General features: G+C 66.7%; 24 protein-coding genes, 1 other RNA gene and 1 pseudogene. 19 read left to right on the top strand and 7 right to left on the bottom strand.

All coding sequences use genetic code 11. The features are described from left to right. Window positions 1–19: 19 nt before the first annotated feature. Window positions 20–940: a cysteine synthase A gene (cysK, locus tag WKW82_RS09110; RefSeq protein WP_340341947.1), complete on the bottom strand. Its 921-nt coding sequence runs from the start codon at window positions 938–940 to the stop codon at window positions 20–22. A 65-nt stretch (window positions 941–1,005) separates the two neighbouring features. Here cysK and rnpB point away from each other — a divergent pair. The 3 genes and pseudogenes from rnpB to WKW82_RS09095 all read left to right on the top strand — a co-directional run bounded on the left by rnpB (window position 1,006) and on the right by WKW82_RS09095 (window position 2,167). Next, an RNA gene (gene rnpB / locus WKW82_RS09105) (RNase P RNA component class A) lies at window positions 1,006–1,347 on the top strand. A gap of 119 nt (window positions 1,348–1,466) precedes the next feature. Continuing rightward, window positions 1,467–1,748, top strand: a complete 282-nt coding sequence (locus WKW82_RS09100; protein WP_340341946.1) for a type II toxin-antitoxin system Phd/YefM family antitoxin — start codon at window positions 1,467–1,469, stop codon at window positions 1,746–1,748. Then, window positions 1,745–2,167: pseudogene (locus tag WKW82_RS09095) on the top strand (PIN domain-containing protein). The gene WKW82_RS09100 and the pseudogene WKW82_RS09095 overlap by 4 nt, the downstream one beginning before the upstream one ends. A gap of 2 nt (window positions 2,168–2,169) precedes the next feature. Here WKW82_RS09095 and WKW82_RS09090 read toward each other — a convergent pair. Next, window positions 2,170–2,919: an RNA pseudouridine synthase gene (locus tag WKW82_RS09090; protein ID WP_340341945.1), complete on the bottom strand. Its 750-nt coding sequence runs from the start codon at window positions 2,917–2,919 to the stop codon at window positions 2,170–2,172. Further along, complete coding sequence (locus WKW82_RS09085) at window positions 2,916–4,589, bottom strand: MBL fold metallo-hydrolase (protein WP_340341944.1); 1,674 nt, start codon at window positions 4,587–4,589, stop codon at window positions 2,916–2,918. Before WKW82_RS09085 ends, WKW82_RS09090 begins: the two co-directional genes overlap by 4 nt. Window positions 4,590–4,833: 244 nt before the next feature. Between WKW82_RS09085 and WKW82_RS09080 the strand changes: the two genes are divergently transcribed. From WKW82_RS09080 to WKW82_RS09070, 3 genes are read left to right on the top strand one after another with little or no spacing between them, the layout of a single operon-like run. After that, window positions 4,834–5,214, top strand: coding sequence for a VOC family protein (locus WKW82_RS09080; protein WP_340341943.1), 381 nt, complete (start codon window positions 4,834–4,836; stop codon window positions 5,212–5,214). A 45-nt stretch (window positions 5,215–5,259) separates the two neighbouring features. Next, window positions 5,260–6,447 (top strand): amidohydrolase family protein, encoded by a 1,188-nt coding sequence (locus WKW82_RS09075; protein ID WP_340341942.1) that lies wholly within the window; start codon window positions 5,260–5,262, stop codon window positions 6,445–6,447. A gap of 10 nt (window positions 6,448–6,457) precedes the next feature. After that, window positions 6,458–6,943, top strand: coding sequence for a nucleoside deaminase (locus WKW82_RS09070; protein ID WP_340341941.1), 486 nt, complete (start codon window positions 6,458–6,460; stop codon window positions 6,941–6,943). A 109-nt stretch (window positions 6,944–7,052) separates the two neighbouring features. Here WKW82_RS09070 and dkgB read toward each other — a convergent pair whose 3' ends face one another. Together dkgB and WKW82_RS09060 are read right to left on the bottom strand one after the other, a co-directional pair. Then, window positions 7,053–7,868 (bottom strand): 2,5-didehydrogluconate reductase DkgB, encoded by an 816-nt coding sequence (gene dkgB, locus WKW82_RS09065; RefSeq protein WP_340341940.1) that lies wholly within the window; start codon window positions 7,866–7,868, stop codon window positions 7,053–7,055. 30 nt (window positions 7,869–7,898) lie between these two features. Continuing rightward, window positions 7,899–9,101: an MFS transporter gene (locus WKW82_RS09060; protein WP_340341939.1), complete on the bottom strand. Its 1,203-nt coding sequence runs from the start codon at window positions 9,099–9,101 to the stop codon at window positions 7,899–7,901. 97 nt (window positions 9,102–9,198) lie between these two features. Here WKW82_RS09060 and WKW82_RS09055 point away from each other — a divergent pair, with 97 nt between their 5' ends. After that, window positions 9,199–10,137, top strand: coding sequence for a LysR substrate-binding domain-containing protein (locus WKW82_RS09055; protein WP_340341938.1), 939 nt, complete (start codon window positions 9,199–9,201; stop codon window positions 10,135–10,137). On the opposite strand, the gene WKW82_RS09050 is transcribed toward WKW82_RS09055, so the two are convergent. Continuing rightward, window positions 10,101–10,697 carry a GNAT family N-acetyltransferase gene (locus WKW82_RS09050; protein ID WP_340341937.1) on the bottom strand — a complete coding sequence of 199 codons (597 nt, stop codon included), beginning with the start codon at window positions 10,695–10,697 and terminating at the stop codon, window positions 10,101–10,103. The genes WKW82_RS09055 and WKW82_RS09050 overlap by 37 nt on opposite strands. A gap of 145 nt (window positions 10,698–10,842) precedes the next feature. Here WKW82_RS09050 and WKW82_RS09045 point away from each other — a divergent pair, with 145 nt between their 5' ends. Continuing rightward, on the top strand, window positions 10,843–11,187 hold the full coding sequence (locus WKW82_RS09045) for an I78 family peptidase inhibitor (RefSeq protein ID WP_340341936.1): 345 nt from the start codon (window positions 10,843–10,845) through the stop codon (window positions 11,185–11,187). Window positions 11,188–11,229: 42 nt separating this feature from the next. Here WKW82_RS09045 and WKW82_RS09040 read toward each other — a convergent pair whose 3' ends face one another. Next, window positions 11,230–11,973 carry a hypothetical protein gene (locus WKW82_RS09040; protein WP_340341935.1) on the bottom strand — a complete coding sequence of 248 codons (744 nt, stop codon included), beginning with the start codon at window positions 11,971–11,973 and terminating at the stop codon, window positions 11,230–11,232. Here WKW82_RS09040 and dapF point away from each other — a divergent pair. From dapF to mraZ, 11 genes are all read left to right on the top strand, one after another. After that, complete coding sequence (gene dapF, locus WKW82_RS09035) at window positions 11,972–12,847, top strand: diaminopimelate epimerase (RefSeq protein WP_340341934.1); 876 nt, start codon at window positions 11,972–11,974, stop codon at window positions 12,845–12,847. The genes WKW82_RS09040 and dapF overlap by 2 nt on opposite strands. After that, the gene (locus tag WKW82_RS09030) at window positions 12,844–13,533 is read left to right on the top strand and encodes a DUF484 family protein (protein WP_340341933.1); all 690 of its coding nucleotides are present in this window, start codon (window positions 12,844–12,846) and stop codon (window positions 13,531–13,533) included. The genes dapF and WKW82_RS09030 overlap by 4 nt, the downstream gene beginning before the upstream one ends. Continuing rightward, window positions 13,530–14,159, top strand: coding sequence for a YdcF family protein (locus tag WKW82_RS09025; protein WP_340341932.1), 630 nt, complete (start codon window positions 13,530–13,532; stop codon window positions 14,157–14,159). Before WKW82_RS09030 ends, WKW82_RS09025 begins: the two co-directional genes overlap by 4 nt. 24 nt (window positions 14,160–14,183) lie before the next feature. Then, window positions 14,184–15,170 carry a tyrosine recombinase XerC gene (locus tag WKW82_RS09020; RefSeq protein ID WP_340341931.1) on the top strand — a complete coding sequence of 329 codons (987 nt, stop codon included), beginning with the start codon at window positions 14,184–14,186 and terminating at the stop codon, window positions 15,168–15,170. After that, window positions 15,167–16,375 (top strand): class I SAM-dependent rRNA methyltransferase, encoded by a 1,209-nt coding sequence (locus WKW82_RS09015; RefSeq protein ID WP_340341930.1) that lies wholly within the window; start codon window positions 15,167–15,169, stop codon window positions 16,373–16,375. The genes WKW82_RS09020 and WKW82_RS09015 overlap by 4 nt, the downstream gene beginning before the upstream one ends. A gap of 241 nt (window positions 16,376–16,616) precedes the next feature. Continuing rightward, window positions 16,617–17,663, top strand: a complete 1,047-nt coding sequence (locus WKW82_RS09010; protein ID WP_340341929.1) for a CobW family GTP-binding protein — start codon at window positions 16,617–16,619, stop codon at window positions 17,661–17,663. Between the two features lie 292 nt (window positions 17,664–17,955). Beyond that, a complete protein-coding gene (gene dksA, locus WKW82_RS09005) occupies window positions 17,956–18,783 on the top strand; it encodes an RNA polymerase-binding protein DksA (RefSeq protein ID WP_340341928.1) in 828 nt (275 codons plus the stop codon). A gap of 12 nt (window positions 18,784–18,795) precedes the next feature. Next, on the top strand, window positions 18,796–20,367 hold the full coding sequence (locus WKW82_RS09000; protein WP_340341927.1) for an STAS domain-containing protein: 1,572 nt from the start codon (window positions 18,796–18,798) through the stop codon (window positions 20,365–20,367). Window positions 20,368–20,414: 47 nt separating this feature from the next. Then, a complete protein-coding gene (gene hslV, locus WKW82_RS08995) occupies window positions 20,415–20,960 on the top strand; it encodes an ATP-dependent protease subunit HslV (protein ID WP_340341926.1) in 546 nt (181 codons plus the stop codon). 17 nt (window positions 20,961–20,977) lie between these two features. After that, entirely contained in the window at window positions 20,978–22,306 is a 1,329-nt protein-coding gene (gene hslU, locus WKW82_RS08990) for an ATP-dependent protease ATPase subunit HslU (RefSeq protein WP_340341925.1), read from the top strand. Window positions 22,307–22,563: 257 nt separating this feature from the next. Continuing rightward, complete coding sequence (mraZ, locus tag WKW82_RS08985; RefSeq protein WP_340341924.1) at window positions 22,564–22,995, top strand: division/cell wall cluster transcriptional repressor MraZ; 432 nt, start codon at window positions 22,564–22,566, stop codon at window positions 22,993–22,995. Window positions 22,996–23,000: the final 5 nt, after the last annotated feature.

Genomic DNA, 23,000 nt, shown 5'->3' with positions numbered 1-23,000 from the left:
GAAAACCAGGCGGCCATGACTACACGGGCAGGAAGCCCTCCACCGACAGATAGCGCTCGCCGGTGTCGTAGTTGAAGCCCAGCACCACCGCGTTGGCCGGCAACTCCGGCAGCTTCTGCGCAATCGCGGTCAGCGTGGCGCCAGAAGATATGCCGACCAGAATCCCTTCCTCGCGCGCACAGCGGCGCGCCATCTCGCGGGCCGGTTCGGCATCGACCTGGATCACGCCGTCGAGCAGGCTGGTGTCGAGGTTCTTCGGGATGAAGCCGGCGCCGATCCCCTGGATCGGGTGCGGCGACGGCTGGCCGCCCGAGATCACCGGCGAGGCCACCGGCTCCACCGCGAACACCTTGAGCTTGGACCACTTCTTCTTCAGGACCTGCGCGCAGCCGGTGATGTGACCGCCGGTGCCGACGCCGGTGATGAGCACGTCGACGCCCTCCGGGAAGTCCTCGGCGATTTCCTCGGCCGTGGTGCGCACGTGCACATCGATGTTGGCCGGGTTGTTGAACTGCTGCGGCATCCACGCGCCGGGCGTGGAGGCAACGATCTCCTCGGCGCGTGCAATGCACGCCTTCATGCCGCCGGCGCGCGGCGTGAGGTCGAAGCTGGCGCCGTAGGCCAGCATCAGGCGGCGGCGCTCGACCGACATCGAATCGGGCATCACCAGCACCAGCTTGTAGCCCTTCACGGCGGCGACCATCGCCAGGCCGATACCGGTGTTGCCCGAAGTCGGCTCGACGATCGTGCCGCCGGGCTTCAGCGCACCGGACTTCTCCGCGTCCTCGACCATCGACAGCGCGATGCGGTCCTTGATCGAGCCACCCGGATTGGCGCGCTCCGACTTGATCCAGACCTGCTGCGTCGCATCGCCGAACAGGCGCTGGATGCGGATGTGCGGCGTGCGGCCGATGGTGTCGAGGATGCTCTGGGCTTTCATGAAATCGGGCTCCTGGAAGGTCAGCGAAAGATGGACCGCCATTGTGGCGAGATAATCCACGCTGTGAAGCACGCCGGACCGCCGCTGGTGCAAGTCTCGAAAGAGCGCACTGGAGGAACGTCCGGACTGCACAGGACAGCGCAGGAGTTAACGACTCTCCACCGTGAGGTGAGGATCAGAGCAACAGAGACGAGTCGGTGTCGGGGCAACCCGGCATCGGGTGAAACGGGCAATCTCTGCGCGCAGCAACACCAAGTAGGCCAGTATCGAGGTGGTTCCGCTGAGCTGGCGGGTAGGTGGCATCGAGCCGTCCGGGTGACCGGCGGCCCAGATTAATGGCGGTCACGCCGGGTGCGTCGCAAGATGCATCCGGTGCACAGAATCCGGCTTACAGGCGTGCTTCACACTTTTCCTCGATCTGAGACCCCTTCGCGCGCACGGATTGGCGTACCGGATCTTGCGCGCCTAGAATGTGTACACACAGATCCACAAATTGCGCTTCAGCCACTGCGCCAAAAGACCCACCATGGAAACCACGAAGGTCGGCATCCGGGAGTTTCGGGCAGACCTTGCCGAATACATCGCGTCCAACACGCCCGTCGCCGTCACGCGCCATGGGCAGACGGTGGGCTACTTCATTCCGGTGCACGGCCAGGATGATGCCGACGTGGCATCGCTGAAAAAGGCAAGCAAGGTCCTGGACCAACTGCTCGCGGCCAAGAGCGTCGATGTCGAAGAAGTGGTCGCCGAATTCAAGACGGCTAGGAAGCAGGGCGCTGCCGCCAGCGGAAAATCGAAAACCAGGTGAGCGACCGGGCGATCGTCCTTGACGCCAACATCCTGATCCGGGCCGTGCTCCGCAAGAGGGTTCGCGAACTTGTCCTGGAGCATGCGGCGAGCGTCCAGTTCTTTGCGCCTGATGTCGCCTATGCCGATGCTGGAAAGTACCTGCCCGCCCTGCTGGAGAAGCGCGGTGTCGATGTTGCACCGACGATGAAAGTCCTCGATCGGCTTCGAAGCGTCGTCCAGCCAATCAACCAGGATTTCTACAGCGGCATCAAAGCGCAAGCGCTGCAGCGTATTGCGATCCGCGATGCCGATGATTGACCCGTCTTGGCCTGCGCGATGGTCATCGGCTGCCCGGTGTGGACGGAGGATGCTGACTTCTTCGGCACCGGCGTCGCCACGTGGACCACCGACCGCGTCTCGCTTTATCTCGCCGGCTGAACCTACACCCGCTCGCCGGGCGTCATGAAGCGCCATTCGCCGACTTCCAGCCCCGCCAGCGGCAAGCGCCCCACGCGGATGCGCTTCATCTGCAGGATGCGCAACCCGGCCATGTCGCACATCTGCGCAATCTGGCCCGGCCAACTGCCCTTGATGGCGAAGCGCAAGCCTGCGCGAGTCTCGGTCTGGCGGCCGATGCTGACCTTGGCGGGCAGCATGGCCCGGCCGTCGATGACCGGCGACTGGTTCAGCCGGTGCAACGCCGCGGCGTCCACCGTGCCTTCCACATCGACCATCACCTCGTTCTCGATCAGCCCGGCATCCTCGACCAGCTTGCGCTGCACGCGCGGCTCCTGCGTGAACACGATCAGGCCGCTGGCGCCGGTTTCGATGGGCGTGAAGCATTGCTGCCCGAGGAAGTGACGCTGCAAGGCGGGCCGCCGGTCGCTCTCGCTGTGCTTCTTCGCGATCAGCAACTTGGCCAGCGGCGCGTCGAAAGCGATCCCGGCAGGCTTGTGCAACAGCAGCGTCACAGGCTCGACGGCCACCGGACGGGCGCCGCTGGCAATCTCGACCTGCTGCTCGTCGCGCACGCGTCGGGCCGGCACTTCCACCACATGCCCATCGACGCGGACCGCGCCGTTCTCGATCAGCAGTTCGGCCTCCCGGCGCGACACATTGGCCATCGCGGCGACGCGCTTGGCCAGGCGGATGCCTTCTTCCTCTGCCTGGGCCGCACCGGCATGCTTCATGTCTGCTCCAGCGAGCGAATGCGCTCCACATGCGCTTGCAGCGACCGCGCCGCGACCGGCCACATGCGCGAGGGCACGTCGTCGTAGGCGATGGGCAGCCAGTCGTCGGATGTGCCGTCGGGTTGCTGGCGCATCGCGGCGGCGATCTTGGCCTCGCGCTTCAGGCGGTGCGCCTTGAGCCGCGCGATGGCGGTGCGGGCCTGGCCCAGCACGTAGCCGTGCGCCGGCAGGATGAACTCGACCGCATGCGCCACGCAGGCCTCGTCGAGCAGGTCGAGCGAATCGAGGTAGGCCGTCATGTTGCCGTCGGGGGGGTCGATCACGGTGGTGCTGCCGTTCAGGATGTGGTCGCCGCTGAACAGCAGGCCGTCCTCTTCGAGCAGCAGGCACAGGTGGTTGGCGGCGTGGCCGGGCGTGTGGATCACGCGCAGCGTGTGCGTCGGGGTGGGGACACCGTCGGCAGGCAGCTCCTGTGCGGACAGCGTGATCCGCTCGTCGTTCGCCAGCGTGCGGTCCGGCGTGAAGCGCGCCGCCGGGCGTGCGCTCAGCGCCGAGGGAAGGCCGAGGATCGGCGGGCGTTGCTTCTTGCACAGCGCCTGCAGCGGCAGCGCGCCCGGCGAATGGTCGGCGTGCGAATGGGTGCAGACGATGGCGCGGATGTCGCCCTGGGTGATGCGCCACAGGCGGCCGATGTGGTCGAAGTCGTTCGGGCCAGGGTCGATCACGATATAGCCCGTGGCGGTGTCGCCCACGATGTAGGTGTTGGTGCCCGGCCCGGTCATGGCGCCGGGGTTGGGCGCGGTGAGGCGCATCACGTTCTTCAGCAGGCGCACCGGCTCCCCGGATTGCCAGTCGAGCGCATGCAGCATCTGGCCGTCCGGGCAGACCAGCGCGAGCTCGCCGAAGGGCGATTCATGCTCCATGTAGCGCATCTCCTTGCCGCCCAGCAGGCCGCCGCGCGGGCAACTGGTCCACAGCGGCTGCTCGGCGGCGCAGGCGGCAAGCACGGCGTCGACAGTGTCGAAGGCGGCCAGCTTCTCCAGCGTGCGCACGGTCGGGAAGATCATGAAGAAGCGCTTCTTCGCGTGGCGTTCCAGCGCATCGGCGGGGCGTACCCAGCAGGGCTCGAACTGCTCCGATTCGTCCGCCACCGCGACCTGGCCGTCGGGCATCCGCGCGACGAGGAAGGGCACGTCGAAACGCTTGGGCAGGTCGCGGTCGGTGATCCAGTGCGCGAAGGTGAAGACCTCGTCGGCGGCCAGCCGCAGGCCCTTCACCGCGCATTGGGCGGCCAGCGTCATGGCGGGCGGATTGCCGCGGTCCATGGTGGCCACCTCGGCGCCGCTGACCATGCGGCCGTCATCGGTGTGGCGCGCCAGCAGGATGCCCAGTTCCTCGAAGCACTCGCGGATGGCCGCGATCGATTGCGTCAGCTGGAGCTGGCTCTGCGTGCGCCGCTGCGCGGCGATCGGGCGCGACGCGACGTCGTTGTCATCGATGCGCCCGCCCGGAAAGACATAGGCGCCCGGTGCGAAGCTGGCAGTGTCGGAACGCCGCGTCATCAGTACTTCGAGGCCGGCGGGCGTGTCGCGCAGCAGCAGCACGGTCGCTGCGGGCAGCAAGGGGGCGGGCTGACGTGACGGGTGGATTTGTTGGCTTGAGCGGACCATCGCAGCATTATCGGGAGACTGGCGCGGGCGTGCTGTCCCGCCCGGAAACCAGGCCTGCGGATAACCCCGATGCCCAAGGTGAAGCCGGAGAACCCTCACCCCAACCCTCTCCGGCTTTGCGGGAGAGGGAGTGACAGCCAGGGCATGCGGTGCGGTCCGGATCTTGCGACGGGCCAAGCTCCGGAACGTTTTGCCGGCGCGGACGCTATGCTCCCCCACGAGCCAAGTCAAAGGAGAAGACGACATGCTGAAAAACAGCAAGGCCTTCAGCGGTTATTCGGTCGACGACATGACCATTGCGTTGTCGTTCTACGGCGAGACGCTGGGCTTGGACGTGTCGGAAGACGACGGCCTGATGACGCTGCATCTGGGCAGCGGCACCAAGGTGCTGGTGTACGTGAAGCCGAACCACGCGCCGGCCACCTACACCGTGCTCAACTTTCCGGTGAAGAACGTCGACAAGACCGTGACCGCGCTGAAGGAGCGCGGGGTGCGTTTCGAGTCGTACGACCTGCCGGGGCTGGAGACCGATTCGAATGACATCTGCCGAGCTTCGGGTGGTCCGGTCATCGCCTGGTTTCGCGACCCGGCGGGGAACATCATTTCGGTGCTGGAAGAGCACTGAGGTGTCCCTGGTCGAAAACCTTGCGGCGAATTTCCGGCGCGAAGCATGAATTCCCTGTGGATCCGCAACGTACGCCCGATGGCTGGTGCGCCGCTCGACGTGCTGGTGCAGGGCGGGCGCATCGCCGCGCTCGGCCCTTCATTGCAGGTGCCGCCTGATTGCGCGATCGAGGAGGGCGGCGGCGCCTTGCTGCTGCCAGGCCTGGTCGAAGGCCACACCCACCTCGACAAGACGCTGTGGGGCATGGACTGGTACCGCAACGAAGTCGGCACGCGGCTCAGCGACAAGATCGACAACGAGCGTGCGTTCCGCCATGCCAGCGGCCATGATGCGGCGGGCCAGTCGCTGGCTTTGGCCCAGGCCTTCCTGGCGCTGGGCACGACGCGGCTGCGCACCCATGTGGACATCGACACGCAAGCCGGCCTGCGGCACCTCGACGGCGTGGTGTGCACGCGCGAGGCGATGGAGCGCCTGGGGCAACAGATCCAGATCGTCGCCTTTCCGCAATCCGGCCTGCTGATCCGTCCGGGCACTGCCGAGTTGCTCGACCAGGCCATGAAGGCGGGCGCGAACGTGCTGGGCGGCCTCGACCCCTGCGCCATCGACGGCGACCCGGTGCGCTCGCTCGATGTGCTGTTCGGCTTGGCCGAACGCCACGGCTGCCCGCTCGACATCCACCTGCATGAACCCGGCGCGATGGGCGCGTTCTCGCTCGACCTGATCCTGGACCGCACCCAGGCGCTGGGCATGCAGAACAAGGTCGCGATCAGCCATGGCTTCTGCCTCGGCGACCTGGCGCCGGCCGAGCGCGATCCGCTGCTCGCGCGCATGGCGGCGCTGGGCGTGGTGCTGGTCACAACCGGGTCGGCTTCGCGCAACGTGCCACCCCTGATGGTGTGCCGCCATGCCGGCGTGACCGTGCTCGGCGGCAATGACGGCATCCGCGATACCTGGTCACCCTACGGCAACCCCGACATGCTGGAGCGCGCGATGCTGATCGGCCTGCGCTACAACCTGCGGCGTGATGATGAACTCGATGTGGCGCTGGATTGCGTCACGCATGCCGGCGCGCGCGGCTGCGGCTTCGAATCGTATGGACTGGTGCCGGGCGACCGCGCCGACCTGGTGCTGGTCGATGCGCAGACCGTGGCGCAGGCCATCGTGGCAAGGCCGGTGCGCAAGCTTGTCGTCGCCGGTGGCCAAGTCGTCGCGCGCGACGGCATGCTGAACTGAGGACAAAACCGTGTACGACGAAACATTCATGCGACGCGCCCTGGCCCTGTCGGCCCGCGCACTCGACACGCCCGGCACCGAGCCCTTCGGCGCGGTGGTGGTGAAGGACGGCGCCGTGGTCGGCGAAGGCTTCAATCATTCGGTCGCGCATTTCGACCCCACCTCGCACGGCGAAGTGGAAGCCATCCGGGATGCGTGCCGGAGGCTGAAGACGGTCGACCTGTCGGGCTGCGACCTCTATACCTCGTGCGAACCCTGCGCGCTGTGCGCGGCGGCGATGCACATCGTGGGCATTCGCAAGCTCTACTACGCGGCGTCGCTGGCGCAGTCGGGCGAAGCCTTTGCCCATGTGTCGGCGGCCGACCGGCATCCCATCGATGTCGAGACCCTGCGTGCCGAAGCCGGCGCGCCGCTGCACGAACGGGCGCTGCCGGCGGAGCAGAAGCTGGACGCAGAGGCGATCCCGATCTTGCGGGCCTGGGCTGCCTCGCGCTAGCCCATCTTCCTCAACTGGGCGAGGGACACGGTGAACAGGTCACCGCCGCCGCGCGCGGATGCGTGGCGGCACGACGCGCGAGGGCTTGCGGCGTTGCCCCGAGGAAGCCTCAATCCCAGAGTGGCGCCAGACCATCCGGGCTGACCAGGCGCTCGCCGCGATCGAGCGCAACGATCTGCGCCATCTCCTCGTTGCTCAGCTTGAGCGCCTGCGCCTTCAGGTTGCTCTCCAGGTTCGCCGGCTTCGTCGAAGACGGAATCACCGCATGGCCCGACTGCATCGCCCAGGCGAGCGCCACCTGCGCCGTCGTCGCGCCATGCGCCAACGCGATGCGTTGCAGTACCGGGTCGCCCAGCACCTTGCCGTAGCCCAAGGTCATGTACGAGCTGATCCCGATGCCCTCGCTGCGTGCGAAGTCCACCAGCTTGCGGTTCTGCAGGTACGGATGCAGCTCGACCTGGTTCGTCGCGATCTCCTGCGCGCCCACGGCATCGATGGCCTGCCGCATCAGCTCGATGTTGAAGTTCGACACACCGATGCGCTTCGTCAGCCCTTGCGCCTTGGCCTCGGCCAGCGCGCCCATGAACTCGGCCACTGGCACCGCGTTGGCCGGCGAGGGCCAGTGGATCAGCGTCAGGTCCACATGGTCGGTGCGCAGTTTGGTCAGGCTTGCCTTCAGGCTCTGCCCAAGCTTGGCCTTGGGATAGTTGTCGGTCCAGATCTTGGTGGTGATGAAGATGTCCTTGCGCGCCACGCCGCTCCCGGCAATGGCCCGGCCCACCTCGGCCTCGTTGCCGTAGATCTGCGCCGTGTCGATGAGCCGGTAGCCGAGTGAAAGCCCGGTCTTGACCGAGTCGATGACGGTCTGGCCGGTCAAGCGGAAGGTGCCGAGACCGAAAGCGGGGAGGGTGTTGTTCGTGTTCATGGTTTCAATGATTGAAGTGATAAGAGAAATTCAGTGGCCGACCGGGATCGGACCATGCGTGCGCATCGGGATGCCGGAGCGGCGATCCAGTACGCCGCTCCATTGCGTCAATGCCAGCGAGACCAGCACCACCAGCGCGCCGATCCACGGCGTGTGCATCAGCCCCAGGTGCGTGACGATCAATCCACCGACCCACGCCGCACCGGCAATGCCGAGGTTGAAAGCCGCGATGTTCAGGCCCGAAGCCACGTCGACCGCCTGCGGCGTGAAGCGCTCGGCTTGCTTGACGACGTAGACCTGCAGCCCCGGCACGTTGCCGAAGGCGACTGCACCCCAGGCCAGCACGGTGAGCAACGCCAGCCACTTGTGCGGCGCCGTGAAGTTGAAGACCAGCAGCACCGCAGCCAGCAGCGCGAAGATGATGCGAAGCGCCGGGATCGGGCCCATGCGGTCGGCCAGCTTGCCGCCCCAGATGTTGCCGACAGCGACCGATACGCCATACACCAGCATCACCCAGCCCACCGCGCCGGCGCTGAAGCCCGACACGTCCGTGAGGATCGGCGCGAGGAAGGTGAACGGAATGAAGGTGCCGCCGTAGCCGATGGCCGTCTTGGCATAGACCAGCAGGAGGCGCGGCTCGGCCAGCACCTTGGCCTGCTGGGCCAGCGAGGCCGGCGGCGTGTGGCGGATGTCCTTCGGCACGAACAGCCAGCTTCCGACGAAGGCGATCACGCCGAGCGCCGACACGGCCAGGAAGGTCTCGCGCCAGCCGAAGTGCTGGCCGATGAAGGTGCCCAGCGGCACGCCCGTGACCAGCGCCACGGTGAGCCCGGTGAACATGATCGCGATGGCGCTGGCGGCCTTGTCCTTGGCGACGAGGCCGGTCGCGATGGTCGAGCCGATCGAGAAGAACACGCCGTGCGCAAGCCCGGTGAGCACGCGCGCGGCCACCAGCGTTTCATAGCTCGGCGCCTGCCAAGCCAGCAGGTTGCCCGCGGTGAACAGCGCCATCAGCCCGAGCAGCAACAGCTTGCGCGGCACCTTGCCGGTGAGCGCGGTCAGCACGGGTGCGCCGATCGCGACGCCAAGGGCATAGAGGCTGACCAGCAGGCCAGCCGAGGGAATATCGATTCCGAGGTCCGCGGCAACGGTGGGGAGCAGGCCGACGATCACGAACTCGGTCGTGCCGATGGCGAAGGCGCTGAGCGTCAGCGCGAAGAGGGCAATGGGCATGGAAGGCAACTCCTGTGGGATTGGCACGGAGTGTCCGCCGATCGTCTTTGCAGAAAAACCCGTCAGTCGGCACAATTCTGTTGACTGCGAGTCAACAATGAAAACCACCCTCGAGGAATTGCAGGCCTTTGCGGCCGTGGTCGGCACGGGCTCCATCACCGCCGCGGCCGACCAGTTGGGGCAGACGGTCTCCGGCGTGAGCCGCGCACTCGGCCGGCTGGAGAAGAAGCTCGACACCACCCTGCTGCGCCGGACCACGCGCCGCATCGAGCTCACTGAGGAGGGTCATGCCTTCCTCGTCCACACCCGCGCCATCCTGGCGTCCATCGACGATGCCGAGGAGCACATGGCCGCGCGCCGCCAGCAGCCCGCCGGGCGCTTGCGCGTCAATGGCGCCACGCCCTTCATGCTGCATGCCGTCGTGCCGCTGGTGCCCGAATTCCGCCGCATCTACCCGCAGATCACGCTGGAGCTGAATACCGACGAACTCAACATCGACCTGCTGGAGCGCCGCACCGATGTCGCGATTCGTATCGGCGAACTGCGCGATTCCACGCTGCATGCGCGGCCCCTTGCGATCAGCCGGCTGCGCGTGCTCGCCAGCCCGGTTTACCTGAAGGAACAGGGCCGTCCGAAGACGGTGGCCGACCTGAGCAGGCACTCGTTGCTCGGTTTCACGCACCTCGATTCGCTCAATCGATGGCCATTGCGCGGCGCGCACGGGGACGAGTGGCCCATCACGTCGACCATTGGCGCCTCGAATGGCGAGACGCTGCGCCTCCTGGCCTTGCAGGGCTCCGGCATCGTCTGCCTCTCGGACTTCATGACCACCGGCGATCGCGCGCGGGGCGACCTGGTGCAGGTGCTGGCGAAGGACACCGTCGATGTGCGGCAGGCGATCAACGCCGTGTACTACCGCAACACGCAGCTGGCGGCGCGCATCGCGTGCTTCCTGGACTTCCTCGCCGCGCGCTTCGCCACCGGGGCAGGGTGCTGGTCTCAGGCGTCCGGCAAGGAATCGAGCTCGATGCGATAGCGCAGCTCGCGGTTGCCGCCGAAGGCCGGCACGGTGATGAACTCCTCGACCAGCACGCCGCCATTGCGAGCGATCACGCGTTGCGATGCCAGGTTGTCCGGCCTCGTCGTGATCTCGACGTAGCGCAAGCCCTCCGCGGGCGCATCGCGCAAGAGCAGTCGCAAAGCTTCGGTGGCATAGCCGCGACCGCTCTTCCACGGCACGACGCTGTAGCCGATGTGGCCCAGGCAGTACGGCGGCAACGCATTGCTTCCGTGCTGCCAGCGTAGGCCGATGGTGCCGCAGAACTCGCCGTCCCAGATCCAGCGCCGATAGCCGGGCAGCTTGGGCACCGTGGAGCCGTCGGGCGTGGTCACGGGCGGGCCGGCACCTTCGCGATCGACCAGGCCGGTCAGGAAGGCATCGGCGTCGCGCCATATCTGTTCGATTTCGTCGCGCCAGGCTTCGGGACGGAGGTTGTTGGGTGACCAGCCACGTTCTAGCGCCGCGAGGTACCCGGGCAGGAACTCGCGGCCCGGCCAGACCAGGCGGGGCAGGGATGAAAGGACACCGGTGTTCATCGCGCTACGGTAACCGCTGCGCGCCTGAGACCTTGGCAACTGAACTTCCGGCCTATCTCATGTTGCGCAGAGGGTCGCGCCGCCAGCGGGACGACAGGGGGCTACCATGCAAACCATCGAAAAAATGGGCATACGGAGGTACTCCATGAACTGGCTGCAATGCACGCGATTCACATTCGGGCTGCTGCTCGGTGCGGCCGGCCTGGCCGGTTGCCAGATGCGTGGCGACGTACGACCCCTGTCGTCCGAACTGGCGCCGCCGCCTCGTTTCGCCGAAAGCATGCCGGAGGAATGCCGCTCCACCGAAGCCCGCTTTGCGCTGGGTAAGCAGGTCGACGCTCAGTTGCTGGAGCAGATGCGCCAGCGCGCCGGCGCTCGCAGCGCACGCAGCGTGCTCCCCACCGATCCACCTGCGCGCGACTCCGACGCGACGCGCCTGAATGTCGATATCGAAGCCAGCGGTCGCATCGTCGGTGCGCGTTGCGGCTGAGAGCTGGGCAGCAGGGCAGCAGCAGGGCGGGATCAGGTCCCCTCAGTCGCTGATCTCCCTCGCGTTCGGCGCCAGCCTGCCCGACACCCCGATCGGCGTGCGCATGGCAATGCGCGAGCGCGGCATGTACCTGTGCAGCAGGTGCTCGATGTCGATGTAGCCACCCGCGTTCAGGCGCTCAACCATGCGCTCGATCATCTGCCCGTAGACGCTGCGCACCGTCGGCAGCAGGCAGGCATCGAAGGACCACAGTCGCGACATCAACTGGAAGTTGTCCGCCGCGTCATTGCCCGTGACGTCCGGCGTGAACTGGCTCGCGAACCTGCCAGAGAAGACCATCTGCCCGCGGTACCGCGGATCGTCGTAGTCGCCAATGGAGAAGCGCTCGTCCAGCCGATACCGCCCCGACAGCTTGAAGACCCGGTCGACCCCCGCCAGCAGCGCTTCTTGGCTGTGCAGGAAGTGATGAAAGCAAGTCATCTCGGTCAGGTTCTTCACGACGTCGAGGTTGGGCACCTTGTAGATCGCCTGCACGTCATGCAGGCCCGAGTAGTCGAACAGCCGCGTCACCTGCGAGGACAGCAGGCGGGCCTGCGCCGGTTGCAGGCCGTCGCCGCACATGTCCAGCACATGAATGGCCGCATCCGGCACGCGCTGGCGGATCGAATCGATCGTGCCGAGCGTGTCCCGCAGCCTCTCCTCCGGCGAGAACATGCCCGCGCTCGAATTGATCGCGCTCGACACGATGAAGGCAGTCCGCATGGCGCGCAGGATAATCGCGCCCATGCGAATTCGCTTCACCAAGATGCAAGGAGCCGGCAATGACTTTGTCGTGCTCGACGAGACCCGCGGATCGCTCGGGCTTACGCCTGCGCAATACCGCTTCCTCGGCAACCGCCACTTCGGCGTCGGCGCCGACCAGATCCTGACCGTGCGGCCCTCGCCGGCGCCGGACATCGACTTCCAGTACGTCATCCACAACTCGGATGGCGGCGAGGTGGAGCAGTGCGGCAACGGCGCGCGTTGCTTCATGCGCTTCGTGCGCGAACGCGGCCTCACCACCAAGGATGCGGTGCGCGTGCAGACGCTCTCAGGCGTGATCGAGCCCCGCATGGGCGCCGATGGCCGCGTGACCGTCGACATGGGCGCGCCCGTCTTCGAACCCGACAAGGTGCCTTTCGACACGGCCGGCCTCTCGCCACAGCCCGAGGGCAAGTGGCACACCTGGCACCTGGCCATCAGCACCCATGCCGAGAGCGCCATCCTCCCCGTCACCGTGCTGTCGATGGGCAACCCGCACGCCGTGCAGGTCGTGTCCAGCGTCGACACCGCGCCGGTCGCGACGCAGGGCCCGCTCATCGAGCACCATCCGCGCTTCCCGCAGCGCGTCAATGCCGGCTACATGCAGGTCGTGAGCCGTTCGCAGATCCGCCTGCGCGTGTTCGAGCGTGGCGCGGGCGAGACGCTCGCCTGCGGCACCGGCGCCTGCGCGGCGGTGGTGTCGGGCATCCGGCTTGGCCTGCTCGAAAATCGCGTCGACGTGGAAACGCGCGGGGGGCTCCTTACCATCGAATGGGCGGGCGTCGGCCAGCCCGTGTTCATGACCGGCCCGGCCGTGACCGTATTTGAAGGCGACATCGAGGTACCCGAGCAGCCATGAAACCCACCCATTCCGACGCCATGAATCCGATCACCGAAGACGACATCGCCGACTACCTCGCCAACACGCCGGATTTCTTCGAACGCCATGCGCAACTGCTCGCGCAGGTGCAACTGACCAGCCCGCACGGCAACCGCGCCGTCAGCCTGCAGGAACGCCAGGCCGAGATGCTGCGCGAGAAGATCAAGGCGCTGGAACACCGCGTGATGGACATGGTGCGCCACGGCACCGAGAACGTCGTCACCGCCGACCGGCTGCAGCGCTGGACACGCGGCCTGCTCACCACGCGCGACGCGCGCGGCCTGCCCTGGCAGATCGCGGCCGACCTGCAGACGCTGTTCATGGTGCCGCAGACCGCCATCAAGGTGTGGGACTGCGACGTGCCCTACTGGAGCGAGGGCTATGCGCAGTGGGTCACCGACGACGTGAAGACGCTTGCCACCTCGCTGACCGCGCCGTACTGCGGGCTCAACTCCGGTTTCGAGGCCGCCAACTGGCTGGGCGATGCGCGCGCCGCCGTGTCGATTGCGCTGATCCCGTTGCGCGCCGAGCCGGGTGCGCCGGCTTTCGGGCTTCTGGTGCTCGCGTCGCCCGATGCGCAACGCTTCAACCCCGAGATGGGCACCGACTTCCTGGAGCGCATTGCCGACCTGGCTTCGGCCGCGCTCTCGCGGCTGCGGCCTTGAGCCTGCTGCTGCGCGCCAAGGCCTGGCGCTGGCGCCTGCTGGCCGCGGCACTCGCACTGTGCGCGCTGCATGCGGCGCTGGCCGCCGTGATCTGGCAGCACGCGAGCGATCGCATCGCACATCCGCCCACTGGCACGGCCGACGCCGCGCTGATCCTGGGCAACCGCGCCTACCTCAGCGGCGAGATCAACCCCTGTCTCACCAACCGCGTCGACCGGGGCATCGAGCTCGCGCGCAGCGGCCAGGTGCGCCAACTTGTCGTGTCGGGCGGCAAGGACATCGAGGACGCGCGCATCGAGGCCCAGGTCATGGAAGCCTACGCGCGGGAGTCGGGCTTCACCGGCAGCGTGCTGAAGGAGGCGCAATCGTCCTCGACGCGGCAGAACCTCGCCATGTCCTGGCCGGTGCTGGAAGCGGCCGGCGTCAAGCGCGTCATCGTGGTGTCCGACCCGTACCACCTCTGGCGCATCGAGCGGCTGGCGCGCGCAAGCGGTTTCGATCGCGCGTTCGACGTGCAATACGCAGCGGCCTCGCCCACCTGCGGGAAGCGCCCGTACCTGTTCTTCAAGGGCGTGGTCCGCGAGCCGCTTGCGATCGTCAACAATGCGCTGGCCGGGCATTTCTAACCCCGATCCGGAAGGAAGTTCGCTGTGGGTTCGGACCTGATCGAGCGCTATCTTGAGCATGTGCGCGTGGAGCGCCGGCTGGCTGCGCGCACGGTCGAGCTGTATGCGATCCACCTGCGCACGCTGGCCGAGAAGGCCGCGGCCGCGAACTTGCCGCTCGACCAGGTGCAGACCGCCCACGTCCGACGTTGGATGGCGCAGTTGCACGGGGCAGGGCGCGAATCGCGCGGCATTGCGTTGGTGCTTTCGTGCTGGCGCGGCTTCTATCGCTGGCTGGGCAACGAGCGGCTGGTCGACGCCAACCCCGTGCAGGACGTGCACGCGCCCAAGGCCGACCGCCCGCTGCCCAAGGCATTGGCCGTCGACGACGCCGTGCGACTGGCGGAGCACCACGATGCCGACGCCGATCCGTGGACCGAGGCGCGGGATCACGCGATCGTCGAACTGCTCTATGGCTGCGGCCTGCGCGTCAGCGAACTGGTCGGGCTGGACGCGCGGGCAAGCACTGTCGCGCGCGGCTGGGTCGACCTGGCCGCGGGCGAGGCGCAGGTGCTGGGCAAGGGCGGCAAGCGGCGCAGCGTGCCGGTCGGCGCCAAGGCCAGCGAGGCGTTGACCGCCTGGCTTGCGGTGCGCGAAGACTGCGCGGCGCTGGAGGCGGCCAGCCTGCGCGACCCGGCCAGCGCCGCGGCCCTCTTCATCGGCCGCAACGGCACGCGATTCTCCGCGCAGGCCGTATGGAAGGCCTTGCGCCTGCGCAGCCTCAAGGCTGGCCTGGCGGCGCCCGTCCATCCCCACATGCTGCGGCACTCCTTCGCGAGCCATTTGCTTCAATCGAGCAGCGACCTGCGCGCGGTGCAGGAGCTGCTCGGCCACGCCAACATCACCACCACGCAGGTCTACACGCGGCTGGACTTCCAGCATCTGGCCAAGGCGTATGACGCGGCCCATCCGCGCGCCAAGGTGCGCTCCGAGACTCGGCCGAAAGCAAAGGCCACCAGGGAACCCAAATGAAAGCATTGCGGCTGCGGCCGGGCAAGGAGCGGTCGCTGCTGCGCCGCCACCCATGGATCTTCGAATCGGCAATAGCCAAAGGCGGCGGCGATGCGGGGGAGACGGTGCGCGTCGAGTCGCACGAAGGCAAGTTCCTCGCGTGGGCAGCATTCAGCCCGGCGTCGAAGATCCGTGCCCGCGCCTGGAGCTTCGACGAGGCGCAGCGCATCGACGCTGCCTTCTACGCCGGACGTGTCGCCCGGGCTGTGAAGGCGCGCGGCCTGTTCGACCTGCAGAGCGACGGCGTGCGGCTGATCCACGGCGAGGCCGACGGCCTGCCCGGCCTGATCGTCGACCGCTACGGCGACACGTTGGTCGCGCAGTTCCTGTCGGCGGGCGTGGAACGCTGGAAGGCGGCGTTGGCCGATGCCTTGCTGGCCGCGACCGGCTTGGCAAAACTCTACGAGCGCTCCGACGCCAGCGGTCGTGAGCGCGAAGGCTTGAAGCCCACCACCGGCTGGCTGCGCGGCGAAGGCCCGACCGAACTCACCATCCGCGAGCACGACTGGCAACTGTCGCTCGACATCGCCACCGGCCACAAGACCGGCTTCTATCTCGACCAACGTGACAGCAGGCAGCGCTTCGCGGAGATCGCGGCGCATCGCAAGTTCCGCCGCGTGCTGAACTGCTTCTGCTACACGGGCGGCTTCACGGTCGCCGCCCTGGCCGGCCTGCGCGCCGCGGGCGCCCTGGAGGGTGCGGAACTGACCTCGGTCGATTCCTCCTTGCCCGCCCTCCAGCGAGCCGAAGCCCACGTCGCCCTCAATGGCTTCGCGGGTGCCAGCAACCAGTACCTCGACGCCGACGTCAACGCCACGCTGCGCCGCTTCATCGCCGAAGGCAAGACCTTCGACGCCATCGTGCTGGACCCGCCCAAGTTCGCCCCGACGGTGGCCCATGCTGAGCGCGCCGCCCGCGCCTACAAGGACATCAACCGCCTCGCCCTGCAATTGCTGGTGCCCGGCGGCGTGCTGCTGACCTTCTCCTGCTCCGGCGGCATCAGCGCCGACCTGTTCCACAAGATCGTCGCCTCCGCAGGCCTGGACGCCGGTGTCGACGGCTACATCAGCGAGCGCCTCGGCGCCGCACCCGACCACCCGATGACCATCGAATTCCCGGAGGGCGAGTACCTCAAGGGGTTGGTGGTCGTGCGCAGGCCGTCCTGAATGCGGACTTGACCGTACGCGAAGGACGCGAAGGTTCCGCGAAGATCGCGAAAGAACAAAGAAAAAAAGTTCTTGGCATTCCTTTCTGGTTTCCTTTCGCGTCCTTCGCGAAACCTTCGCGTCCTCTGCGTACGGAAGTTCGATCCCGATTCCGTATTCAGGCCCAGCCCTACTGAAGCAGGCCCATTCCCAGCCCGCTAAACTTCCCGCCCTTTCCCTGTTTTCGCGACCGGAGCACCCTATGGCCCTCATCCCCGCCACCATCCTCACCGGCTTCCTCGGCTCCGGAAAAACCACCTTGCTCAAGCGCATCCTGACCGAGGCCCACGGCCAAAAGATCGCGGTCATCGAGAACGAGTTCGGCGAGGAAAACATCGACAGCGACATCCTCGTCACCGAGTCGAAGGAGCAGATCGTGCAGATGAGCAACGGCTGCATCTGCTGCACCATCCGCGAGGACCTGCGCGAGGCCTTGCAAGTGCTGGCTGCCAAGAAGCGCAAGGGCCTGCTCGACTTCGATCGCGTGGTCATCGAGACCACCGGCCTGGCCGATCCCGGCCCGGTGGCCCAGACCTTCTTCATGGACGACGAGATCGCCGAAAGTTACCTGCTCGACTCGATCCTCACGCTGGTCGATGCCAAGCACGCACCCCAGCAACTCAACGACCGCCAGGAGGCCCGCCGCCAGGTCGGTTTCGCCGACCAGATCTTCATCAGCAAGAGCGACCTGGTCGCCGCCGACGAAACCGAAGCGCTCATCCACCGCCTCAAGCACATGAACCCGCGCGCCCCGCAACAGAAGGTGCATTTCGGCGAGGTGCCGCTGTCATCCGTGTTCGACCTGCGCGGCTTCAACCTCAACGCCAAGCTCGACATCGACCCCGACTTCCTCAAGGAAGACGACCACGACCACCACGACCACGAGCATGGCGAGAACTGCGACCACCCCTCGCACGCGCACGAAGGCCACGGCCACCATCACCACACGGACGACGACGTCAAGAGCTTCGTCTACCGAGCCGACCGCGCCTTCGATCCGGCCCGACTGGAGGACTTCCTCGGCGCCATCGTCAACATCTACGGCCCGCGCATGCTGCGCTACAAGGGCGTGCTCAACATGAAGGGCACCGAGCGCAAGGTGATCTTCCAGGGCGTGCACCAGCTGATGGGCAGCGACCTCGGCCCGGCTTGGGGCCCCGACGAAGCCCGCCAGAGCCGCATGGTGTTCATCGGCATCGAACTGCCGCGCGAGATCCTGGAGCAGGGTCTCGATCAGTGCCTGGTCTAGGCTTCCGGGGCTGAAATACCTTCGGGGGAGGGCTGCTTGCGACAACTTGACACTTTCGTCTATACAATCGCGCGCCTGTTCCGGGAGCCGCTTTCACTTGCCATGGCAGAAGAAGTCACTACCGGCACAGTAGAGAGCGCGTTCGTGGCCTGAATTCGGGGGTATAACCCGTGGTCGCTGCTGGCGAGCTTGCACTGAAAATCGGGAACCCGCGAGGCATGTGTTCGCCAACGTTCTTGCGGGTACAGACTATCTGTAGAACGCGATCCAGCCCGTCCTAGGAGCCAGTACCGTGAAGAAACCCGCCGCCGAGGCCGCGTCTGCCACACCGGCCGTCAAGAAGACAGCTGGCAAGCAGGCTGCGCCAGAAGCGTCCAAGCCTTCCGCCACGAAACCGGGCTCCGCCGCGCCCCCCCTCGCCGCAAAACCGGCCAGTCCTTCCGCCGATCCTTCCGCTTCTGTCACGACCCCCATGAAAAAAACGGCTGCCGCCCCCACTCCCGCTCCGGCTCCTGTCACGCCGGCCCCCCGCGTTGGACGCGTTTCGCGCCTGTCCCAACTGACCGTGCCGTCGATGGCCCAGTCCGTGGCATCCACCGCCGCCAAGTCCAGCTTCACCCAGGTCGCTTCGACCGCGCTGGTGCCGCCGCCGCACGTCGCGCTCAAGAAGGATCCCAAGCTCGCCAACAACTGGAAGACCAAGACGCCGGAGCAACTGCTCGACGCCGAAGTCATCGCCATGCCCGACAGCGAGTACATGAACGACAAGCAGATGGCCTTCTTCCGCCTCAAGCTGGTCGGCCTCAAGCAAGGCATCCTCGAGAACGCCGGTGAAACCACCGAGCACCTGCGCGAAGACACGGTCGTCGTGCCCGACCCGGCCGACCGCGCCACCATCGAGGAAGAGCATGCCCTCGAATTGCGCACCCGCGACCGCGAGCGCAAGCTGCTGAAGAAGATCGAACAGTCGATCCAGCGCATCGACGCCGGCGACTATGGCTACTGCGACGAGACCGGCGAACCGATCGGCGTCGGCCGCCTGCTGGCCCGCCCGACCGCCACCCTTTCCCTCGAAGCGCAACAGCGCCGCGAGCTCAAGCAAAAGATGTTCGGCGACTGAGGGGCTTCCGACATGCCCAAAGAGGAGCCCGGCCGGCTGCTGGCGAAGGTAGCCAAGTTCGTGCGCAACCCGCTCAAGGATTGGGCGGAACTGGACGAGCTGGACGCGGGCTCTTCTGACACCGGCTACAGCCGGGAGATGCTCAAGGAAATGATCGAGCGGCGGCAGCGCAACGATTTCGTGCGCCGTCGCGAGTTCGACATGCTGCGCAAGCTCCGCCAGCGCGAAGCCGCCAGCTCGCGCGACGCCTCGCCGTCCACCTTCAGCGTCAGCAGCACCGGCGGCAAGGTGGCCGGACGTGCGCTCACGCTCAAGAAAATCGACGAGATCGAAGAGCAGATGTCGCAGCAATGGTGGAAGAACCGGCAGCCGGGCGCCAACGGCGAGCCCATGACGCCGGCCGCCATGGCTGCGCAGCAGGCGCGGGCCTATGCCGACACCGAGCCGGGCCACGCGCCACCCGTCCCTGCCCCCGGCGAGCCGAGCCTGCCCCGTCCCCCGGGCATCGACAGCGCCCTCGAGGAAGCCGCGATCCGGTTCGCGCATGGCGACGATCCCGGGGCGGAGGCCATCCTGCTCCAGGCACTGGCACCCGAAAGCCCGCAGGCCGACAACGTCGAGATCTGGCGTGCCTTGCTCGACTTCTACCGGGCCACCGCCGACTTCGACAAGTTCTCGCAGACGGGCATGCGCTACGTCCAGCGCTTCAAGCGCGCGGGCCCCGAATGGATTTCACTGCGCGCATTGGCGCGCGACGTGCAATTGGCTGGCGCAGCCAGACTCGAAAGCCGCGGCGCTGGCGGGCCGGAGGGGGCGGACTGGTTCTGCCCCGAGCAACTCACCCGCGGCGGCCTCGCCGGCCTCACTCAAGCCCTCGCCAGCGCCGGTCCGGCATGGACGCTCGACTGGCGCAACCTGTCGGGCATCGATGCCGATGCCGCCGGCCCCTTGCGCGCGCTGATGGAGCATTGGGCTGCGTCACCCGTGCAATTGCGATTCGTGGGTGCAGCGCACTTGCTGAAGGTGCTGGTGGCAGCGACCCCCACCAATAACCGCGACACCGAGCCGGTCTGGTGGCAGTTGCGGATGGCCATCCTGCGCGTGATGAACGATGTCGACGGTTTCGAACTGGCGGCGCTCAACTACTGCATCACCTACGAGGTGTCGCCACCCCCTTGGGAAGACCCGGCAGGCAGCTATGCGGCGGTGGATTCGGCCGCGCCCGCGCCCCCGCCAAAGCCGTCGTCCGGCATCGAGCGCATGGGGATCGGGCCTTCGGCCGAGGTGGCCCCGACACCGGCCATTGCAGGTCACAGCCTGCTGGTTGGCGAACTCAGCGGTGAATGCCACGACGTCCTGCATGAACTCGATGCAGAGCTGGTCAATGCTGAAGTGCCGACCGTCTCGTGCGCCGCCCTGGTCCGCATGGACTTCGCGGCGGCAGGGACCTTGCTTAACTGGGCGATGGCGCGCGCCGCGCGCGGCCAGCGTGTCGAGTTCGTCGACGTGCAGCGCATGCTTGCCGCCTTCTTCAAGGTGATAGGCATTGCCGACCACGCATCTGTCGTCGTGCGCGCGAATTAAAACCTTGGGGGCTTGCATCGCCCCTGCAACCAACCCATATGGCTTCGATGGAACAGTTTCACGGAACGACGATTGTCAGCGTGCGCCGCAAGACCCCGGATGGCGACCAGGTCGCGATCGGCGGCGATGGCCAGGTCACCCTCGGCAACATCGTCATCAAGGGCACCGCGCGCAAGGTGCGGCGGCTCTATCACGGCAAGGTGCTGGTCGGCTTTGCCGGTGCCACGGCCGACGCCTTCACCCTCTTCGAGCGCTTCGAGGCCAAGCTCGAGAAGCACCAGGGCCAACTTGCCCGGGCAGCCATCGAGCTCACCAAGGACTGGCGTACCGACCGCGTGCTGCGCCGCCTTGAAGCCATGCTCGCCGTGGCCGATGCCACCACCTCCCTGATCATCACGGGCAACGGCGACGTCCTGGAGCCGGAGGGCGGCATCGTGGCCATCGGATCGGGCGGCGCCTACGCGCAGTCGGCGGCCAAGGCCCTGCTGGACCACACCGACATGCCGGCCGACCAGATCGTCAAGCGTTCGCTCGAGATCGCGGGCGAACTCTGCATCTACACCAACATGAACCACACCGTCGAAACGCTCTGAGGCTGCGCCGTCCCACCATGTCCATGACCCCTCAGGAAATCGTCTCCGAACTCGACAACCACATCGTCGGCCAGCCGCAAGCCAAGCGCGCCGTGGCCATTGCGCTGCGCAACCGCTGGCGCCGGCAGCAGGTGGACGACAAGCTGCGCGCCGAGATCACGCCCAAGAACATCCTCATGATCGGCCCGACCGGCGTCGGCAAGACCGAGATCGCGCGCCGCCTGGCTCGCCTGGCCGACGCGCCCTTCATCAAGGTGGAGGCGACCAAGTTCACCGAGGTGGGCTATGTCGGCAAGGACGTGGATTCCATCATCCGCGACCTGGCCGAAATCGCCGTCAAGCAGACCCGCGAATCCGAAAGCGCCAAGGTGCGCATGCGCGCCGAGGACGCGGCAGAAGACCGCATCCTCGACGTCCTGCTGCCATCGGCCCGCAACGCCGAGGGCGTGGTCGAGGCGGACAGCAACAACGCCACCCGTCAGGCCTTCCGCAAGAAACTGCGCGAGCATCAGCTTGACGACAAGGAAATCGAGATCGACCTGGCGGAGGCGCGCGCGCCGCTGGAGATCATGGGCCCGGCTGGCATGGAGGAGATGACCGAGCAATTGCGCGGCATGTTCGGCCAGCTCGGCAACCAGAAGCGCAAGACCCGCAAGCTCAAGATCTCCGAAGCCATGCGCCTCCTGGTCGACGAGGAAGCCGGCAAGCTGCTGAACGAAGACGAAGTGCGCGCGCAGGCCATCACCAGCGCGGAGCAGAACGGCATTGTCTTCATCGACGAGATCGACAAGGTGGCCACGCGCAGCGAATCCGGCGGCAGCCCCGACGTGTCGCGCCAGGGCGTACAGCGCGACCTGCTGCCGTTGGTCGAAGGGACCGCCGTCAGCACCAAGTACGGCGTGGTGCGCACCGACCACATCCTGTTCATCGCCAGCGGCGCCTTCCACCTGAGCAAGCCGAGCGACCTGATTCCCGAGCTGCAGGGGCGCTTTCCGATCCGGGTGGAACTGTCCTCGCTCTCGGTTTCCGATTTCGAAAGCATCCTCACGCAGACCCGCGCCTCGCTCGTCAAGCAGTATCAGGCGCTGCTCGCCACCGAGGGCGTCACGCTGGAATTCACGCCCGAAGGCATCACGCGACTGGCCAGCATCGCGTTCGAGGTCAACGAGCGCACCGAGAACATCGGCGCCCGCCGCTTGTCGACGGTGATGGAGCGCCTGCTCGACGAAGTCAGCTTCGACGCGACCAGGCTCGAAGGCCAGACGGTGCGCATCGACGCCGCCTATGTCGACGCCCGCCTGCAGGCATTAAGTCACGACGAAGACCTTTCCCGGTTCATCCTGTAAGCCTCAAGCGGCTGTGGCCGCTTCACGCATCACATTCAGTGCGTGTGCTAAGTGCTTCATTTGCAACGATATTAGCGCTTTCAAGCCTTTGAAAACGCCGCTAAGTCGTTGATTCCATTGCAAAAAATAGCCGCAACCGTGTCTTGCGGTGCACTTGTTTCCTGCTACAGTGCAAAAAAGTGCAGTTAAGTGGGAAAAAGTGTCTGTAAAGACCCCATTCGGAGGTTTTTCACCGTCTCACAACCAGGGTTGTTTTCGTGTTTCAAGGCGCTTCATCGCTCAGTCTGGATGCCAAGGGGAGGCTGTCGGTGCCGACCCGGCACCGTGACGTCCTGAACGCGACCGCGGGCGGCCAACTCACGATCACGCGCCACCCGCACGGCTGCCTGATGATTTTCCCGCGCCCTGCGTGGGAGCAGTTCCGCGAACGCATCGCCGCCATGCCGCTCAAGGACCAATGGCTCAAGCGCCTTTTCCTCGGCAATGCGATGGACGTCGACATGGACGGCACCGGCCGCGTCCTGGTCTCGCCCGAACTGCGCGCGGCGGCCGGTATCGGCAAAGACACCTTGCTGCTCGGCATGGGCAGCCACTTCGAGCTCTGGGACAAGGCCACGCACGATGCCAAGGAAGCCGAGGCACTGGCCGCCGGCATGGCCGAAGGCGCGTTCCAGGACCTGGCCTTCTGAAAGCG

The organism is Variovorax rhizosphaerae (assembly GCF_037889975.1).
Lineage (GTDB): Bacteria > Pseudomonadota > Gammaproteobacteria > Burkholderiales > Burkholderiaceae_C > Variovorax > Variovorax rhizosphaerae.
This window is presented reverse-complemented; position numbering and strand designations above follow the sequence as displayed.

Bases quoted from the DNA above. Each gene is read 5' to 3' on its own strand.
- cysK (WP_340341947.1), bottom strand. From the start codon at position 940: ATGAAAGCCCAGAGCATCCTCGACACCATCGGCCGCACGCCGCACATC.
- WKW82_RS09100 (WP_340341946.1), top strand. From the start codon at position 1,467: ATGGAAACCACGAAGGTCGGCATCCGGGAGTTTCGGGCAGACCTTGCC.
- WKW82_RS09090 (WP_340341945.1), bottom strand. From the start codon at position 2,919: ATGAAGCATGCCGGTGCGGCCCAGGCAGAGGAAGAAGGCATCCGCCTG.
- WKW82_RS09085 (WP_340341944.1), bottom strand. From the start codon at position 4,589: ATGGTCCGCTCAAGCCAACAAATCCACCCGTCACGTCAGCCCGCCCCC.
- WKW82_RS09080 (WP_340341943.1), top strand. From the start codon at position 4,834: ATGCTGAAAAACAGCAAGGCCTTCAGCGGTTATTCGGTCGACGACATG.
- WKW82_RS09075 (WP_340341942.1), top strand. From the start codon at position 5,260: ATGAATTCCCTGTGGATCCGCAACGTACGCCCGATGGCTGGTGCGCCG.
- dkgB (WP_340341940.1), bottom strand. From the start codon at position 7,868: ATGAACACGAACAACACCCTCCCCGCTTTCGGTCTCGGCACCTTCCGC.
- WKW82_RS09060 (WP_340341939.1), bottom strand. From the start codon at position 9,101: ATGCCCATTGCCCTCTTCGCGCTGACGCTCAGCGCCTTCGCCATCGGC.
- WKW82_RS09055 (WP_340341938.1), top strand. From the start codon at position 9,199: ATGAAAACCACCCTCGAGGAATTGCAGGCCTTTGCGGCCGTGGTCGGC.
- WKW82_RS09050 (WP_340341937.1), bottom strand. From the start codon at position 10,697: ATGAACACCGGTGTCCTTTCATCCCTGCCCCGCCTGGTCTGGCCGGGC.
- WKW82_RS09045 (WP_340341936.1), top strand. From the start codon at position 10,843: ATGAACTGGCTGCAATGCACGCGATTCACATTCGGGCTGCTGCTCGGT.
- dapF (WP_340341934.1), top strand. From the start codon at position 11,972: ATGCGAATTCGCTTCACCAAGATGCAAGGAGCCGGCAATGACTTTGTC.
- WKW82_RS09040 (WP_340341935.1), bottom strand. From the start codon at position 11,973: ATGGGCGCGATTATCCTGCGCGCCATGCGGACTGCCTTCATCGTGTCG.
- WKW82_RS09030 (WP_340341933.1), top strand. From the start codon at position 12,844: ATGAAACCCACCCATTCCGACGCCATGAATCCGATCACCGAAGACGAC.
- WKW82_RS09015 (WP_340341930.1), top strand. From the start codon at position 15,167: ATGAAAGCATTGCGGCTGCGGCCGGGCAAGGAGCGGTCGCTGCTGCGC.
- WKW82_RS09010 (WP_340341929.1), top strand. From the start codon at position 16,617: ATGGCCCTCATCCCCGCCACCATCCTCACCGGCTTCCTCGGCTCCGGA.
- WKW82_RS09000 (WP_340341927.1), top strand. From the start codon at position 18,796: ATGCCCAAAGAGGAGCCCGGCCGGCTGCTGGCGAAGGTAGCCAAGTTC.
- hslV (WP_340341926.1), top strand. From the start codon at position 20,415: ATGGAACAGTTTCACGGAACGACGATTGTCAGCGTGCGCCGCAAGACC.
- hslU (WP_340341925.1), top strand. From the start codon at position 20,978: ATGTCCATGACCCCTCAGGAAATCGTCTCCGAACTCGACAACCACATC.